The organism is Alteromonas sp. 5E99-2 (assembly GCF_017368475.1).
Classification (GTDB): domain Bacteria; phylum Pseudomonadota; class Gammaproteobacteria; order Enterobacterales; family Alteromonadaceae; genus Alteromonas_F.
Genome location: NZ_JAFNJE010000003.1, coordinates 219,037 through 236,066, shown reverse-complemented (window position 1 = coordinate 236,066; position 17,030 = coordinate 219,037). Strand labels below are relative to the sequence as shown.

The 17,030-nt window shown below is 40.0% G+C and carries 16 protein-coding genes; 12 read left to right on the top strand and 4 right to left on the bottom strand.

Features of this window, described 5'->3' with window-relative positions:
• The first annotated feature begins 15 nt into the window (after window positions 1-15).
• The 5 genes from pyrD (at window position 16) to rmf (ending at window position 7,180) form a co-directional block, all read left to right on the top strand.
• Window positions 16-1,023 carry a quinone-dependent dihydroorotate dehydrogenase gene (gene pyrD, locus J3L16_RS04920; protein WP_207611779.1) on the top strand — a complete coding sequence of 336 codons (1,008 nt, stop codon included), beginning with the start codon at window positions 16-18 and terminating at the stop codon, window positions 1,021-1,023.
• Complete coding sequence (gene rlmKL, locus J3L16_RS04915) at window positions 1,020-3,119, top strand: bifunctional 23S rRNA (guanine(2069)-N(7))-methyltransferase RlmK/23S rRNA (guanine(2445)-N(2))-methyltransferase RlmL (protein ID WP_207611778.1); 2,100 nt, start codon at window positions 1,020-1,022, stop codon at window positions 3,117-3,119. Before pyrD ends, rlmKL begins: the two co-directional genes overlap by 4 nt.
• Window positions 3,120-3,215: 96 nt before the next feature.
• The gene (locus J3L16_RS04910; protein ID WP_207611777.1) at window positions 3,216-5,126 is read left to right on the top strand and encodes an ATP-binding cassette domain-containing protein; all 1,911 of its coding nucleotides are present in this window, start codon (window positions 3,216-3,218) and stop codon (window positions 5,124-5,126) included.
• A gap of 11 nt (window positions 5,127-5,137) precedes the next feature.
• Window positions 5,138-6,805 carry a DUF3466 family protein gene (locus J3L16_RS04905; RefSeq protein ID WP_207611776.1) on the top strand — a complete coding sequence of 556 codons (1,668 nt, stop codon included), beginning with the start codon at window positions 5,138-5,140 and terminating at the stop codon, window positions 6,803-6,805.
• Window positions 6,806-7,003: 198 nt separating this feature from the next.
• Complete coding sequence (gene rmf, locus J3L16_RS04900) at window positions 7,004-7,180, top strand: ribosome modulation factor (RefSeq protein WP_207611775.1); 177 nt, start codon at window positions 7,004-7,006, stop codon at window positions 7,178-7,180.
• A 31-nt stretch (window positions 7,181-7,211) separates the two neighbouring features.
• Here the strand turns inward: rmf and fabA are convergent, their stop codons facing one another.
• A complete protein-coding gene (fabA, locus tag J3L16_RS04895; protein WP_207611774.1) occupies window positions 7,212-7,730 on the bottom strand; it encodes a bifunctional 3-hydroxydecanoyl-ACP dehydratase/trans-2-decenoyl-ACP isomerase in 519 nt (172 codons plus the stop codon).
• 130 nt (window positions 7,731-7,860) lie between these two features.
• On the opposite strand from fabA, the gene J3L16_RS04890 reads away from it, so the two are divergent.
• The 3 genes from J3L16_RS04890 (at window position 7,861) to J3L16_RS04880 (ending at window position 11,191) form a co-directional block, all read left to right on the top strand.
• Complete coding sequence (locus tag J3L16_RS04890) at window positions 7,861-8,118, top strand: hypothetical protein (protein WP_207611773.1); 258 nt, start codon at window positions 7,861-7,863, stop codon at window positions 8,116-8,118.
• A gap of 80 nt (window positions 8,119-8,198) precedes the next feature.
• Window positions 8,199-9,629, top strand: coding sequence for a deoxyribodipyrimidine photo-lyase (locus J3L16_RS04885; protein ID WP_207611772.1), 1,431 nt, complete (start codon window positions 8,199-8,201; stop codon window positions 9,627-9,629).
• A gap of 128 nt (window positions 9,630-9,757) precedes the next feature.
• Window positions 9,758-11,191, top strand: a complete 1,434-nt coding sequence (locus J3L16_RS04880; protein WP_207611771.1) for an O-antigen ligase family protein — start codon at window positions 9,758-9,760, stop codon at window positions 11,189-11,191.
• On the opposite strand, the gene J3L16_RS04875 is transcribed toward J3L16_RS04880, so the two are convergent.
• On the bottom strand, window positions 11,188-11,748 hold the full coding sequence (locus tag J3L16_RS04875; protein WP_207611770.1) for an XRE family transcriptional regulator: 561 nt from the start codon (window positions 11,746-11,748) through the stop codon (window positions 11,188-11,190). The genes J3L16_RS04880 and J3L16_RS04875 overlap by 4 nt on opposite strands.
• Before the next feature lie 94 nt (window positions 11,749-11,842).
• Between J3L16_RS04875 and J3L16_RS04870 the strand changes: the two genes are divergently transcribed.
• Window positions 11,843-13,006 (top strand): benzoate/H(+) symporter BenE family transporter, encoded by a 1,164-nt coding sequence (locus tag J3L16_RS04870; protein WP_347564641.1) that lies wholly within the window; start codon window positions 11,843-11,845, stop codon window positions 13,004-13,006.
• Here J3L16_RS04870 and J3L16_RS04865 read toward each other — a convergent pair.
• Window positions 13,001-14,299, bottom strand: coding sequence for a hypothetical protein (locus J3L16_RS04865; RefSeq protein WP_207611769.1), 1,299 nt, complete (start codon window positions 14,297-14,299; stop codon window positions 13,001-13,003). The genes J3L16_RS04870 and J3L16_RS04865 overlap by 6 nt on opposite strands.
• Before the next feature lie 170 nt (window positions 14,300-14,469).
• On the opposite strand from J3L16_RS04865, the gene J3L16_RS04860 reads away from it, so the two are divergent.
• Genes J3L16_RS04860 through J3L16_RS04850 form a run of 3 tightly spaced genes read left to right on the top strand, consistent with a single transcriptional unit; the run spans window position 14,470 to window position 16,426 of the window.
• Complete coding sequence (locus J3L16_RS04860; protein WP_207611768.1) at window positions 14,470-14,961, top strand: DUF2796 domain-containing protein; 492 nt, start codon at window positions 14,470-14,472, stop codon at window positions 14,959-14,961.
• A 29-nt stretch (window positions 14,962-14,990) separates the two neighbouring features.
• Window positions 14,991-15,404: a MerC domain-containing protein gene (locus J3L16_RS04855; protein ID WP_207611767.1), complete on the top strand. Its 414-nt coding sequence runs from the start codon at window positions 14,991-14,993 to the stop codon at window positions 15,402-15,404.
• An 8-nt stretch (window positions 15,405-15,412) separates the two neighbouring features.
• Window positions 15,413-16,426, top strand: a complete 1,014-nt coding sequence (locus J3L16_RS04850) for a GTP-binding protein (protein WP_207611766.1) — start codon at window positions 15,413-15,415, stop codon at window positions 16,424-16,426.
• 4 nt (window positions 16,427-16,430) lie between these two features.
• Here J3L16_RS04850 and J3L16_RS04845 read toward each other — a convergent pair whose 3' ends face one another.
• Window positions 16,431-17,012 (bottom strand): DUF3299 domain-containing protein, encoded by a 582-nt coding sequence (locus J3L16_RS04845; protein ID WP_207611765.1) that lies wholly within the window; start codon window positions 17,010-17,012, stop codon window positions 16,431-16,433.
• Window positions 17,013-17,030 lie beyond the last annotated feature (18 nt).

Genomic DNA, 17,030 nt, shown 5'->3' with positions numbered 1-17,030 from the left:
ACCAGGCGAATCACTATGCTTCAACTAGCTCAATCGGCGTTACTTAAATTAGAACCTGAAACGGCACACAATTTAACTATCGGTTGTTTAAAAGCAACTCAACGTACGCCTTTCGCGGCTTTATACAAAAAAAACGCGATAAATAAACCAGTTACCGTTGCTGGAATTACCTTTCCAAACGCTGTTGGTTTGGCCGCAGGGTTAGATAAAAATGGTGAGTGCGTCGATGCCTTTTTAAATATGGGGTTTGGTTTTGTTGAAATAGGCACTATTACTCCTAAAGGTCAGCCTGGAAACCCTAAACCGCGAATTTTTAGATTGCCAGAAAAGAAGGCCATCATTAATCGAATGGGATTTAACAATAAGGGAATTGACCACCTTATTGAAGAAGTAAAGAAAGTAAAATCCAAGGGTGTTGTAGGTATCAACATAGGGAAAAACAAAGATACTCCCGAAGAAAAGGCCTTAGACGATTACCTTATCTGTTTAAATAAAGCTTATGGCCATTGTGATTATATTACGGTAAACATCTCATCTCCTAACACCCCAGGGTTGCGAAATTTACAGTACGGTGAAGCGCTAGATAACCTATTAACAGGTCTTAAAAATGAGCAAAAAGTCCTAGCCGATAAACACGATACCTATGTGCCCATTTTTGTAAAAATAGCGCCAGATTTAAGTGATGAAGAAATAGAAAGTATCGCTAAATCATTAATAAACGCCAAGATGGACGGCGTAATTGCAACCAATACTACGCTTTCTCGCGACGCTGTAAAGGGCCTGAGTCATGGCGACGAAGCGGGCGGTTTAAGTGGCTCTGTTTTAACTGAGCAATCGTTACGCGTAACTAAAAAACTTGCTGTTGAACTCGATGGAACCCTTCCTATTATTGGTGTGGGGGGAATCGACTGTCCACAAGCGGCCCTTAACCAACTCGCTGCTGGCGCATCGCTGGTGCAAGTATATTCGGCCTTTATTTACCAAGGCCCTGAACTGATTAATCAAATTGTAGAAGCCCTATGACACAAATACTCGTTACTACCAGCCGTGGTTTAGATGAACTGCTTGATGCTGAAATTAAACAGCTCATTCCCGAAGCCGAAACTAAACTTTCTCCTGGCTGCGTGTCGTTTGATGGCTCATTAGAAGACGCTTACACCCTGTGCTTATGGTCTCGTTTGGCAAACCGAGTGCTATGGGAATGCGTGTCTGGGAATATTAAATCAGCAGACGATTTGTATAAATTGTCGAATAACGTGGATTGGCCATCGCATTTTGCCAGTAGTGGTACTTTTATTGTGCAGTTTAACGGTACCAATAAAGTCATTAATCATTCCCAATTTGGTGCTCAAACCGTTAAAGACGGTATTGTTGACTGCTTTTTAGAGTTGGAAGATACACGGCCAAGTGTTGATAAGATGAACCCTGACATAGTGGTTTACGCTCGCTGTAGAAGAGACAATATTAGTATTGGTATTGATTTGTCGGGCAAGAGCTTACACCAGCGTCACTACCGTAAAGATCAGGGCGATGCGCCTCTTAAAGAACATGTGGCGGCAGCTATGTTGCGCCGCAGTGGTTGGGCGGAAAAAGCCGATAAGCCCTTTATCGACCCTATGTGTGGTTCTGGAACTTTAGCCATTGAAGCTGCGCTTTTAGCTGCGAATATTGCGCCGGGTTTAAAGCGTAAACAGTGGGGGTTTGATTTATGGCACAGGCACGATGACACTAAATGGCTGACCTTAATCGAAGCTGCTGAAGAACAACAAACTGAACCTAAACAACCTATTTATGCTTCTGATCTCGATCGCGATCTTGTGTTTGTCGCTAAGAAAAACGCAGATGCAGCTGGCGTATATGATTATATCAAGTTTGATGTTGCAAACGTTATCAAACTCTCTGCGCCAAAAGGCGAGGCAGGCTATTTAGTTTCAAACCCTCCTTATGGAGAGAGACTGAGCGACGTATCAGAATTATTACCTGTGTTTCAGCAATGGGGCTCACAATTAAAAGACCATTGGCAAAGCTGGCAGGTAAGTTTGCTAACCAGCAATCGCGACCTTTTACGAGCATTAAAACTGAGAGCTCACAAAGAATACAATATAATGAACGGGAAACTCGAATGTAAGCTCGTTAATTATTCTCTGTCGGAAGGCAACTTAGAAAACATACACAGGGAAGAAGACCACCCTTTTGCAAATCGCATTAAAAAGAATATCAAACGCCTAAAGCCTTGGCTTAAAAAACAAGACACCAATTGCTATCGTATTTATGACGCTGATTTACCAGAATATAATGTTGCCGTTGATAAATATGATGACTACTACGTGGTACAAGAATATGCACCGCCTAAAACTATCGATGAAAACAAAGCCAAAAGACGGCTGCAAGATGTCATGTTGTATTTGCCCGCTGCGGTTAATACCACAAGCAGAAACATTGTTCTGAAAGTCAGAGAACAGAAAAAAGGCAATGCCCAGTACGAGAAGCTATCTCAAACCAACGAGCGTATTCAAATCAATGAAAATGACGCAATGTTGTGGGTGAATTTATGGGATTACTTAGATACAGGGTTGTTTTTGGATCACCGTGAAACACGCCAACGAGTAAAATCGCAAGTTAAAGGCAAAGATGTACTTAATTTGTTCGCATACACGGGGAGTGTATCGGTTGCAGCGGCATTAGGCGGAGCTCGGTCAGTGACAACTGTTGATATGTCGAACACCTACATAGAGTGGGCAAAAGATAATTTTGAATTAAACGGTATAAAAGGTCCTCATCGTTTTGTAAAGGCAGATTGTACGAGCTGGCTAGATGATCACAATGGTAAATACGACTTTATATTTATTGATCCTCCTTCGTTCTCTAACTCAAAAAGAATGAGTGCAACCTGGGATGTACAGCGTGATCACATAAGAATACTTACCCAAGCAAAACAGTGTTTAAATAAAGGTGGCGTTATTTTGTTTTCCAATAATAAACGAGGGTTTAAGTTGGATGTACACGCCTTAAATGAAATTGGTTTAATGGCAAACGATATTAGCCAGCAAACCATACCCGAAGATTTTAAACGACACACTAATATACACAAATGTTGGGAACTGTTTGGTGATGATTAAGCAAATTCACAGCGTATTTTGCGAAAACACGTTAACAATTAGACGGGCAAATATGATATTGCCTTTTGTATTAATCTACCGAATAGCACTTATTAAATGAGCAACTTAATTCAGTTAAAAAATATTCACCTTTCTTTCGGTACTCCGCCGTTACTTGATAGCGTGAATTTGAACATTCATGAAGGCGAGCGAGTATGCCTTGTTGGCCGCAATGGAAGTGGTAAATCAACATTAATGAAGTTGATTGCGGGTGATATTCAGGCCGATGACGGACAGCGTATTTTAGACAGTAGCTGTGTCGTCGCTAGATTAGAACAAGATCCCCCTGAGCGAAATGACATTTCTATCTTTGATTATGTGGCTGAAGGGCTTAAAGAAGCCGGTGAATTACTAAAAGCTTACCAAGCTAAGTTAAACGATGTAACCGAAGATCCAAGTGAAAAAAACTTGGCTGGCTTACAAGTTATTCAAGATAAGTTAGACAGTGTAAACGGGTGGCAAATAGAACAACGTATTTCACAAACACTGACGACCCTTAGCTTAGACGGAGATGCATTATTGTCCTCGTTATCGGGAGGATGGCGACGCAAAGCCGCGTTGGCAAGAGCTTGGGTACAAAGCCCTGATTTATTACTACTAGATGAACCCACTAACCACCTCGATATTGCTATGATCAAGTGGTTAGAAGACAGCTTAAAGCAGTTTTCTGGCGCAATTGTCTTTATTAGCCATGATAGGGCATTTATTCGCAGTATGAGTACGCGGATCATTGACTTAGACCGCGGAGTTTTAACAAGTTACCCCGGTAACTATGAAACCTATTTAATAAAGAAAGCAGAAGATCAAGCCATCTTGGAAACACAGCAAGCTGAATTTGATAAAAAGCTTGCGCAAGAAGAGGTGTGGATCCGCCAAGGGATTAAAGCCCGAAGAACCCGTAATGAGGGAAGGGTTAGGGCGCTAGAAGCACTAAGAGCCGAGCGGAAAAAACGCAGAGAACTTCAAGGTTCGGTAATGGCGAGTCAAAGCACTGGAGCTCGAAGTGGTAAACGAGTATTTGACGTTGTTGACGTTGCCATTAATCGCGGAGAAAAGGTGATTGCTCAATCACTCAACCTCAATGTAATGCGCAAAGACAGAATCGCTTTAATTGGCCCTAATGGGTGTGGGAAAAGTACTCTTATTCAAGGTTTGTTGGGCGACTTGCCACTGACGAGCGGTGAAATAAAGCATGGAGCCAACATTGAAGTAGCCTATTTTGATCAGCATAGAAGTCAGTTAGATTTAGACAAAACAGTTATTGATACTGTAGGCGATGGAAAACGAGACCTAATGGTTAACGGCAATCCTCGCCATGTTATCAGTTATTTACAAGACTATTTGTTTGAACCTGACAGAGTTAATGCCCCTGTCAGGTCGTTATCTGGTGGTGAAAAAAATCGATTGTTACTTGCGAAAATAATGCTTAAGCCAAGCAATGTCCTTATTCTCGATGAGCCGACCAATGACCTTGATGTAGACACGTTAGAAATGCTTGAGACATTGCTAATTGGCTACGAAGGAACCATTTTGTTGGTAAGCCACGATAGGGAATTTGTCGACAATGTCGCATCTAGTTGTTTAACTTACGAAAATAATGGAATTTGGCGCGAATTTGTAGGTGGTTACACCGATATGCTTAATTGGTATGAGCATAACAAAAATGCTGATAAAGTTCAGGGAACTGAAACAAAAGATAGCAGTCTTAAGACTTCAGTTGTTAAGCCTAAAGCACAAAAAAAATTATCTTATAAAGACAGTCGAGAATTAGAGACGTTACCTATTAAGATAGATGAGTTAGAATCACAAATAGAAGAATTACAATCTCAAGTGAATGAGCCAGATTTCTTTAATAAAACAGACTCAAATTTGGTCTTAGAAGCGCTGTCGAAAGCGGAAAAAGCCTTAGGCGAAGCGTATTCACGTTGGGATGAATTAGAAAGTATGCAACAAAGCATACAGCAGTAATGGGAATGATAATGAGAAAAACAATTCTAGCCAGTGCGTTGGCTACATTGATGTTAAGCGCCTCAAGTAATGGGCAAGTTTATGATATCGAAGTTTTACCAATAAACGATCTGGCATTAAATAGTTTTGCGCAATCTATAGATGATTCAGGAAATGTTACTGTTGTAACGCAAAATTTATTTAATCAAGCCATTGATACAACTCTACTTGATTTCGATGGTTTGGCTTTATCTACACTTTTGACTGACCCTGACTCCTCTCAAGCAGGTAATTTTAACGATGCAGATTACCAACTTATTGTTGAAGCTATACGGTCAAGCACTGCGTCAAATTCCACGTCTATTCAAAAATTGGCTGCATTTAGAAGTTTTGAATATGATGGTCAAACCACAACTGAACTTTTCGCTTTTGACGTGTTTTCTCGCACCACTGACCAATTAACTCAAAGTAACGAAGTGATAGTAAGAGACAGTGAAGCAGGCGATTTTTTTGTTGGAACAAGTGATGACGCCTATGAATCTTTTGAATTCACATCGGAATCGAACATCACCAGTCAGTTTGTAATTAACGACTTTAGGAACATAGCGTTTGTTCAGTTTGGTGACACAGTAACGCCTTTATTACCTCCTGAACAAACCTTAGGTGGACTTAGCGATGCGTTCTCTATAAATAGTTCTCTACAGGTAGCTGGATCGGGTGGCACAGTGGCCGCTACTGGTGTGACGGCTAGCGTAGAGGCTTGTGAGGACGAAGAAACTCGCGGAGATATTCCTGAGTCACTGTGCTTATGGCAGTTAAATTATCCTGCAAGTGGTAGCTCAGGGCTTTTACAAACATCAGGGTCGTTACTGATCCGACCTATCGTTTGGTCTGTTGATGGCAGTGGAAATCTTGTAGATACAGAAGTTTTTCGACTGTTGGATGAAGAAGAAGATAACTCTATCGTTGGAACGGGCGAGGCTGTTGATATAAATGACGGCGGTATTGCTATTGGATATTCAGAAGTTTCTGTTAGAGAAGCGGCTATGTTTTTTAATGGGCAGACATCGCGGATTTTAATTCAAGGCGACTTTTTAGCTAGCGATGCAATGGCGATTAACAACAATAATTTTGTCGCAGGTACATTTGTTGACGTTGCTGACACGGGTGCCGTTACAAAAATGTTCGTAACGAATATAGAATCAAGTGAAGTTGATGAGCCTGTAGGCTTCTTTGCTACATCAACGACTATTCCTCGAGATATGAACAACGAGAATATTGTCGTTGGGCAGGGCGTTGTAGATGCGGGATCGTCTGATGTATCTGAAACAGAAGCCTTCATTTATGATATCTCAACTGAGGTATTTACTAACCTTAATGATTTAATTGAATGTGACTCACCTTATACGCTCATAAACGCGTCAGGTATTAATGACAACGGCGAAATAGCAGTTACAGCTAGAGCGAGTTTGCCGTTTCGTGACGAGTTAGGACAAACAACATTAGATGAAACCGGTGCGGAAGTGCTTGTAGATGCTAGTGTAGCGTTAAAGCTTACACCAATTCCAAATGGGCAACCGCAAAATTGTGACGAACAAGAGGATGACTTTGAAAGGCAAGGCGCGTCAATTACGCCTTCATTACTCCTGTCATTTATCGGATTGTTAGGCTTTAGGCGAGTAAGAAGAAAATGGAATTAAAAACCATTTTTTATGAAAAAATAAATGCAACAAAAATGTAGTTATACATCAGATGATTAGTTAATTATCGATGTAAATCATAAGTAATTTGTTTGAACTTTTGTCTTAATTAACGTATCCATAATATAGCGCCTCAGATTGATAAGAAAGTTTATCTCTCTGAGAGAACGCTATCTCTAACTTTAAAGAGGCAAATAAATGAAAAGACAAAAACGAGATAAATCTACACGTGCTCATTCGAAAGGTTACCAAGCTGGCATCAGCGGAAGGTCTAAAGATAATTGTCCATTTCAGTCTGCTGAGACTCGATCTCAATGGTTAGGTGGCTGGCGAGAGGCAGCCGAAGATAGGCATCTCGGAATGTCGATCAAATAAGTTTAAGCCCCATTTAGGGGCTTTTGTTTTGTTAGAAAGTGGTAGTGTCGGTAAATAAACCCACTTTTAAACTTTTCGCAGTATAGATTTCTTTTCCATCTACAAACACTGAACCGTCGGCTAAACCCATAAACAATTTACGCTTAACTAAACGGCGTATATTAATTTTATAGGTTACAACTTTAGCTGTTGGCAGTATTTGACCTGTAAATTTAACTTCACCTACACCTAATGCTCTACCTCTACCTGGGCCATCGCTCCAACCTAAGAAGAAACCAACTAATTGCCACATTGCATCTAAACCTAAGCAACCTGGCATAACAGGGTCACCTGGGAAGTGACATTGAAAAAACCAAAGATCAGGGTTAATATCTAGTTCGGCGATGATTTCGCCGTTTCCATATTCTCCGCCATCTTCTGTAATAGATACAATTCTATCCATCATTAACATATTCGGTGCTGGAAGTTGGCTATTGCCCGGACCGAACATTTCACCTCGGCTACATGCCAAAAGGTCTTCTCGGCTAAAAGAATTGGGACGATTACTCATAAATATCCTTAATCAAATTTGACGCTGTAATGTAGCGAATGCTATTCGTATAAACAACTCCGAACAGTCGTTTTTCGCTTCAGCTCAACATGATAAACTAGTTCGACAAAAAAATTTGGAATAAATATTCATGGTAAAGAAAAAATCTTTAGCGCAAAGAAACGCAGAGAAACAAAAACGTTTCAGAAATAAGCAAAAGGAAGAAGGTAAAAAGCTTATACGTGGATATATTACGCCAGAAGCACAAGATTGTTACAACGACATCATAGACAAAACCCAATGGAAGGATAGCGAAGTACTTTCTAATGCACTGCGGTTAACTTATGCTGCATATAAATGTGGTCAAATTCAATTGCTAACTCAATGGCTAAAAGAACAAGAGCGCTAGACTTTTTGAACTATTTTAATACTTCCCTAGTACGGATTGTTAACTCTTTTCGTTTTTGCGCAAGTTGCTAAGGTAAAATATTGAATAATCACATCACTATAGTCTGGTTTAAACAGGATTTAAGGTTAGAAGACAATCCTGCGCTTAACGCCGCAGCGCAAAATGGTGAAGTAATCCCCATCTTTATCTACGATACTTCCGTACCAAACTATGCGCAATTAGGAGGGGCATCCAAATGGTGGCTACATCAATCTCTACAGCACCTTAATGAAAAGCTAGATGGAAAGTTAATTTGCTTATCAGGTAAGCCTTCTCTCATCTTACCGCAGCTAGTACAAGATATCTGTGCAACTCATGTTGTATGGAATCGCACCTACGAACCGTGGCAAATGGCTCGTGACAAAAATATAAAAACAGAACTGAAATCTAACGGTATTGGTTGTGTTAGCTATAACGGTTCGCTGCTTTGGGAGCCATGGACAATTAATAAACCCAATGGCGAACCATATAAAGTGTTTACACCTTATTATAGGAGAGGGTGTTTAGGGGCTTCAGCACCACGGTACCCACTAAGGTGTCCTGAAAAATTAATAATCGCAGACGTGAATGTTCGCGACAAAGTAGATATCTCTGATCTTAATTTACTTCCTACGCTGAACTGGTATAAAAATTTTGGTGATTCTTTTGTTCCAGGAGAGGTTGGCGCTAAAGAAAAGTTATCTGACTTTTTAACACAAGCAGTAAGTCAATATAAAACGCAAAGAGATGTGCCATCAATAAAGGGGACGTCGATGTTGTCTTCTCATTTACATTGGGGGGAAATCTCACCGAATCAAATATGGTACGCAGTACTCGACCGCTTTGGAGGAATGGCCCAAGAGGGTGTCGATGTGTTTTTAAGCGAAATAGGGTGGCGAGAGTTTAGCTACTACCTTTTGTTTCATTTTCCTGAGCTGCACAATAAAAATTATTCAGAAAAATTTGACCGCTTTCCGTGGTTGAATAACGAAGCAGATATCATTGCTTGGCAAAAAGGGAAAACGGGCATTCCCATAATTGACGCAGGTATGCGCCAATTATGGCAAACAGGCTACATGCATAATCGCGTAAGAATGGTTGTTGCTTCGTTTTTGATTAAGAACTTGTTGGTAGATTGGCGGCATGGAGAACGTTGGTTTTGGGATTGTTTATGCGATGCTGACTTGGCCAGCAATAGCGCAAGTTGGCAATGGGTGGCTGGTTGTGGCGCTGATGCTGCACCTTATTTTCGAATATTTAATCCAGTGTTGCAGGGAGAGAAGTTCGACAAAGACGGCACATTTGTCAGGCAGTATTGCCCTGAGCTAGCTCATATGCCGGATAAGTACATACATAAACCTTGGGAAGCACCACTCGATATTTTAAATGTTGCACAGGTTTCGCTAGGGGATAATTACCCACTGCCTATTGTCGAATTAAAAGGGTCAAGGCAACGGGCTCTTACTGCATTAAAGCGTGTTAACGAAAAGTGATTTTGCGTGAAATTCCGTAAAATATTCAACTAATAACAATTCGTTGTTATACTGTTATGACTAGCCCGTTTATTCCAAATAACAATACTGCGATAATGATATTCATGATAATAAGTAGAACTCAATAAATGGTAAGACTTGCTGTCTATTTATTATTGGTTGTTGCAGCGATGGCAATTGTTGCTGCTCCTTGGGCAACCGTTATGTTGTATTTCCTAAATGGAATAATGCAGCCTTCTTTTGTATGGCCTTGGGAATTTCCTTCTTTTACTTTTATGTCGCTATCAAAAATTCTAGCGATCCTCTCGATTCTTGCTTGGATGAAAGCCGTTGCGTCCAAAGGCGTAGATTTTAGTATTTATAATAGTCCTCAAAATTTTGCAATTTTAATTATGTGGGTACTCATGCACCTTTCCGATATTTTGAGTCCTTACCCTGTTTATTTTGCAGGGGTTAGGGCTGAAATCGTATTAGATGCAATGAACACTATTGTCATTATGTATTTCATTGGCTTAGGTATTTTAAGTGACGTAAGAGTCTACAAAAAAGCATTTTTGGGCATGTCTATCATGTTTGCCTACATCAGTGTTTATTACGTTTATTGGGCAAACGACGTATATCTAGATAATAACTGGTCAATGTTCTTTGATGGTCGTTTAAAATCACCTCCAGGCACGACTATTGGCGACCAAAATGCGCTCTCTTGTTTAATTGTTATGGGAATGCCTTTTGTGTTTTTAGGGTATTTTTACATTAAAAATTTCTTTTTGAAGTGGGGGAGTCTAGCTGTATTGCCTTTATTGTGGCACTCTTTATTCTTGTTTGGCTCCAGAGGGGCAATGATTGCATTAGTTTGTACCACAATATTATGTCTGCAATTACTTAAGCCATATAAAGCAAAGAAAAAAAATAAAAATGGGCTTTGGCCAAAAGAACCCGAAGAAAAAACAGAAAATACCGATGCTGAAAATGCCCGTTTTAAAAGTTTAAAATTATTCAAAATTGCCATTATGATTGGTTTGGTTGGTGCTATTGCCACTCAAGGTGGAGCTATGCTTAATCGCTCAACAGAAACCATTGATGTTGCGAAATCTGATACTGAAAAGCCGATTAACCCTAGAATTGTTTCTTGGAACGTTGGGCTTTCTTTAATCGCCAAGTATCCGGTTTTTGGTGTTGGCCCCCAACGTTTTCAAATGGCATCGAATAGATTGTTTCCCGGACGCTCAGTGCATGTTGCGCACAATACTTTCTTAAACTTTGCTGCAAATACTGGGCTACCTGTAGGCTTACTATTTTTATTTTTGTTCTGGACGAGTTATAAAAATTATACTTTTTGTCGTAACAACGGCATCGCAAACTATCCTATATTAGAATATGTAAATATTGCCTGCTCCGCAGCACTAGTAGGCTTTTTTATCTCAGCCTTATTCTTAGATATGATCATCTTCGAGGCTTTTTATTTTATTCTAGCTTTAAATTTGGCAAAGTTATTTACGTTCAAAAAGTTGCTGGCTGAAAAAGGCGATGTCGATAAATCTATTACGCCAACGCTGCCTTAGGGGTAGTAAATAATATCTAGAAAACGAGTCTTGCCAATGTTATCTTGATAGCCATGGTTTACATCGGCATTTAAAATATATTGTTCGCCTTCTTTTAGTAACACCTCTAAACCTCCATCGATAAGGGTTAATTCCCCAGATAAAACATGGATATGTTCTGTCACTCCGTTTATATGAGCCGATGATTCCTGACGATGATTATTTAATAAGGTAATTTCAAAGGTTTCCATTTTTGTAACAGGAGAGTAAGAAAATAAGGTTTTAATTTTCATATTTTCTTCGTTGATCTTACTTTGGTCATCGAACGGGTGGTGGGTATTTGAATTGTTTAAATTGAACGAAGGACTGAGTAATGAGGAAAATGAACAGCGGAATCCTGTGGCAATTTTCCAAAGTGTCGCAATAGTCGGGTTTGATTCTTTTCTTTCTATTTGCCCTAACATTGCTTTAGACACACCAGTGATCTCAGACATTTTATCTAAAGACCACTCCCGTACACGCCTTTGATGCTTTATTGATTCAGAAATATGCTGGTTAATAATCGCAGGGTTATTCATCCAATTTCACTTTTTAAGTTGTGCGTTTTAACGCACAGTGTTAAGTTTTAATTTCTGTGCGCTAAAGCGCACAACAAATTAAGGTTAACATGTTGTGATTTCATTTCCAAAATTAAGCCATATTTCCGCAGGTATTACCGCTGTTGTTGTCGGTTATAGCAGCTCGGTTGTCATGATTATCGAAGCAGCAAGAGCCGCGGGTGCAACGCCTGACATGGTTATGAGCTGGATCTTGTCCTTGAGCATAGGGATGGGAGTAACCTGTATTGGGTTTTCTATACGCTATAAAGTGCCCGTTGTTACTGCGTGGTCGACACCTGGGGCTGCATTTTTGATGGGGGCTGTCTCAGACTTTGAACTAAGTGACATCATTGGGGCGTTTATTTTATCAGCGGTATTGTGCATAGTTGCGGCAAACAGCAAAGCTATAACTAATGGAATTAAAGCAATCCCTGTGGCCATCTCATCTGCTATGTTGGCGGGTATTTTACTTCCTTTGTGCTTAGGTGTGTTTCAGCAAACATCAGATTATCCTATATTGGTGTTTAGTTTTGTGGCTTTATACCTAGTTGGTTCTGTATTGTTTCCTCGTTTTTTAATGTTGGTTTTATTAATAGCAGCATTGGCAGCAAGCATATTCCTTAGTGAGCCTAGTCTGAGCGATTTTGACTTATCATTACCCCAGTTAGTTTGGACAACGCCTACTTTTTCAATAGATGCCTTTATTGGTTTGGCTGTCCCTTTATTTGTGATCACATTACTTTCTCAGAATTTACCTGGAATAGCGGTGCTAAATAGCTATGGCTATAAGGTAAAGACTGGCCCCGTGCTGACAGGCTTGGGGCTCTCTAATTTAATTGCAGCACCCTTCGGCGGATTCGCTTTCAATTTCGCCGCAATTACTGCGGCAATATGTATGGGAGAGGAAGCAGGAAGTGACAAAAATCAGCGTTACTTAGCGGCAGTGATGGCCGGTATCACTTATCTTTTGTTTGGGATCGCCACAGGCGTCGTTGTTGTTATTTTTACATTAATGCCCGCGGCGGTGATTTCTATTTTGGCAGGGCTCGCTTTACTTGCAACATTTCAAGCTTCAATTTTGAAAAGTTTAGATGCTCAGAATACTCGTAAAGCTGCACTACTTACATTCTTATTTTCAGCCTCAGGCATTACATTTATAAAGTTAGCGGCGCCAGTATGGGGCTTAGTGATTGGTTTACTTACAGTACAGCTCGATAAAATAAAGAGAGGGTTATAGCTTTCTGTTTATGCCTTTTTTTATTCTGTTACGTTGTTCTGGCGCAATATAAACTCGAGCTGTGGTCTCGGCGCTTTGATGTCCAATTTCTTGGGCTAAATCATGTTCACCTAGTTCATGTAAGGCTTGCTTTGCTCCAGTATGTCTAAGCCAGTGAGATGAAGCGCTCGCAACTTCATGGGCATCCTTAAGCTTATTTTGTTTTGTTAACACCTCAACAACTAAATCAAATGCCCCTTCAACTAAGTTATTAATGCTGTCTTGATGTAACGCTCGACCGGTTCTTAACGACGGAACTATAGGAATGTTTTCATTGGCTAAGGGAAGGGGGCTTAAACCCAAATATAAGCGATAACGAGTTAATACATTTTCTATATAAACGGTGGGAACGGTAATAAACCGCTCTTTATTCCCTTTACCTATAACCTTCAACATCCACCCTTGAGTATTATCATCATAAGAGAAATCGCTAAATACTGGCGTGATACCGTTTCGCTGGGACAACTCAGAAATTCTTAAAAATAATACCTTTAAAGTGAGTACCACAAACCTGTGTGGTTCGTATTTTTTATTGTTGTTGGCAGCGTCTGTTAGTATTTCAACAAAAGATCCCCAAACTTCTTCACTAAAAGCGTCAGGGGCCTTGTATTTACTAGCGTCAGTTACTTTTCTATGTTCTTTTTTCACCTCACTTACTGGGTTATGCGTAACCAGATTTATTTTAATTAGGTACTTAAATAACGCATTAAGGGACGTGTAAGCACTTTGTAGTGACGCATCAGAAAGTTGATAATTTATTTTGAGTGGTGGAGTAGATGCGGAGACGCTTATTATCGATTTTGATTTGCGAATGGCTTTAGGAAGTCGAAGAACAAAAGGCCGCCAATCTTTGTTTACCAACCTAACGTTAGAGCCCGTTTTATTTTTAAAGCGGCTGGCAATTGTCGAGTCAGATATCAATTTTTTGGGTGGATTTTTTAGCCAATTTACATAGGCAGAAACATCTTCAGAAGTTGATTGAAGTAGGGATTTATGTAATTCGTTCCAGCAAAACAGCATGTATCTTTCAGCTTCATTTCTAAATCGAGATTGGGTTCCTACAGCATTGCCAACAGATAAAAGCAAAAAATCTAGCAATATATTCATATCACCGCCAGCGTCAATTCCTCGCTTTTCAACTGCTTTCAAATGACGATTTAGTGAAGGGTATACCTTACTTAACTCATCATTTAAAAGGTACTCACGCAGTTGTTTTAACGACTTAATGGAATCAGTAACTGGATGATATTTCATATTTTTATTTGCACGCCGTGCTTTTTAACTTCAATTCGTAATACTAATTAATATTACGAATTGAAGCAAGTGGGTATATTCAAGGAATTTATTCATGTTATGGGGATTATCGATATGTTATAGTGTATCAATATGAAAAGGTTGACCTTTATTAAACTGCGAGCGAGTTTATGAAAAAATTTCACACTCTATTTGGAAGTGTTTTCTTATTTGGTTTGAGCATTACTTGTCATGCTCAAGGCCACACTCATGGGGAAGCTGAACTTTTTGTTGCTCAAGAAGGCGATAATTGGCTTTTACAATTTGTCATTCCAGCAGAAGATGCGCTGGGTTTTGAATCGGAAGCAGAAACAGACGAACAAAAAACAAGAGTGTCTTCCCTTATAAGCGATATCGAAAGCAACACAGGTATTGTTGAAATAGCCAATAAGTGTGCTTTGACAGACGTTTCTCATTCTTTAGAAACTCATGATGAACATGAACATGGGCACCATAACGTTGAAATTGAATATGCGTTTAGCTGTAAAGTTACAGCATCTAGCATTTCACTGTTGATATTCGACACCATGCCTTCGCTTGAATCCATTCATGTAGAGTGGATAAAAGAAAATGGTCAAGGCTCAGTTATTTTAAATAAAGAAAACAACACGGTGACGTGGTAATTAGTACGAAACACTAGGAATAAGAGTTTATGAAAAACACCCAAACATTGTCTGATAAATTGGCAATAGGCTTATCTGTAGCATGCACTTTTCACTGCTTGGCCTTGCCTTTAATTTTGGCAATGATACCGAGTTTAACAGCGCTACAACTAGATAACGAATCCTTTCACTTGTGGATGATAGTCGCTGTTGTACCTAGTAGTATTTATGCACTCACTTTAGGTTGTAAACAACACAAAGACTATAAAATAGTAGCCACTGGGCTTGTGGGGCTATCGCTTTTGGTTTTAGCGGTTGTTCTTGGTGAAGCCACTGTTTCAGAGTTTGGTGAAAAAGCGTTAACCTTAGTGGGTTCTATTTTCGTCGCCACTGGACATTGGTTGAATTACAGCCGTTGTCGCTCAAAGCGAAAAAATGATGAATCTTGTTGTGCAAACGGCTAGCCTAGTCAATGAGCAGCGGATCATCGGATAAACTCAGCGCAATTCCTACCAATGTGATTACTGGTTTTCTAGGTGTAGGCAAAACCAGTGCAATTTTATCTTTATTAAAAGCCAAGCCTAAACATGAACGTTGGGCTGTGTTGGTAAACGAATTTGGTGAAATTGGTATTGATGGAAGCTTATTCGTTGGACAGCAACCAGAAAGTAACGGTGTGTTTATTCGAGAGGTTCCAGGTGGTTGTATGTGTTGTGCCGCCGGCTTGCCTATGCAAATCGCGCTTAATCAGTTGCTCGCAAAAGCCAGGCCTCATCGTTTGCTTATCGAACCTACAGGTCTTGGCCATCCGAAAGAAGTACTACAGATTTTGTCTGCTTCTCATTATGAGTCGGTGCTCAATGTTCAGCAAAACATAACCTTAGTCGATGCCAGAAAGCTTTCTGATCAGCGGTACACGTCTCACGACACCTTTAATCAGCAAATTGAGGTTGCCGATCACATTATCGGTAACAAGGAAGATTTGTACATAAATAGTGAAAAGGCGTCATTACTAGCTTACGTTGCCAAAAGAAAACAAAATCTCAGACCTGTCGATGTTACTTTTACCCAAAATGGTCGTTTAGAATTAGAGGTGCTCGAAGGGGCGTCTAATTCAGTGAAAGAAATTAAAGAAGCGCAGCATCACCACCACGGCACTAAAACGCCGTCAATTAACGAAATTGACTTTCCTAAGTCAGGTTTTTTAAAAGTTGAAAATGAAGGTGAAGGATACCGCAGTGTCGGTTGGCGTTTTTCTGCCGAGAATCTGTTTGATAGAAACAAATTACACAATTGGTTTAATAGGCTTCAGGTCGAACGAATGAAAGCCGTAATGATCACCTCTGACGGTATATTCAGTTATAACCTAGTTGATAGCACCTTAGTTGAAACTGAATTAGACGACTGTGTAGAGAGCCGCATAGAAATCATTTCACGAGAATTAGAGCCCAATTGGCAAAGCATTTTATTGGACTGCCGAAGCTAACAGGTTAAATATCTTCAAACTCTTCTACGTTATCTAGCGCCATCTTGTAGGCAGATAATCCCATCTCATTTGTCACAGTTTCGATGATTATCGTACCTTCAAACCAAAAAGGTTGATAGAGATCGTCAACGTCGATACCCAGATCTGATGTTGCATAAACAATTTGGTTTGGCGGCGGAGGTGGTAAATGTAAACATGCGCCAAAATAAGGAACAATAAAGAACTCAGTTACCTTTTGGCTTTCATTAAAGCCTAAAGGCACTACAAAGCCTGGAAGGCGGATCGCCTTTTTATCGAACTCGGGCACTACATTAGTAGACGTTAATGCCTGTTTAAATCGCCTTGTCCCTTCATCATCAGACTGACGTAAAGCAAAAGACGAAAATGAATCTTGCTGCGAGCCATCTTCAATACCTAAAATTTGCTCAGGTGGATTCAAAAGCGCTATTAAATCATCCGCCGGCATTAATTCAGTCCACTCAATCTCTTTGTATGCAGTGGGAGAAGGTGCTGCTATGACAAGAAGAGGGATAATCCCAAAAAATAAAATAGAAAGACGGCGAAGCGAAATAGGAAATTGATTCATGGCGCTATTAAATAGTTA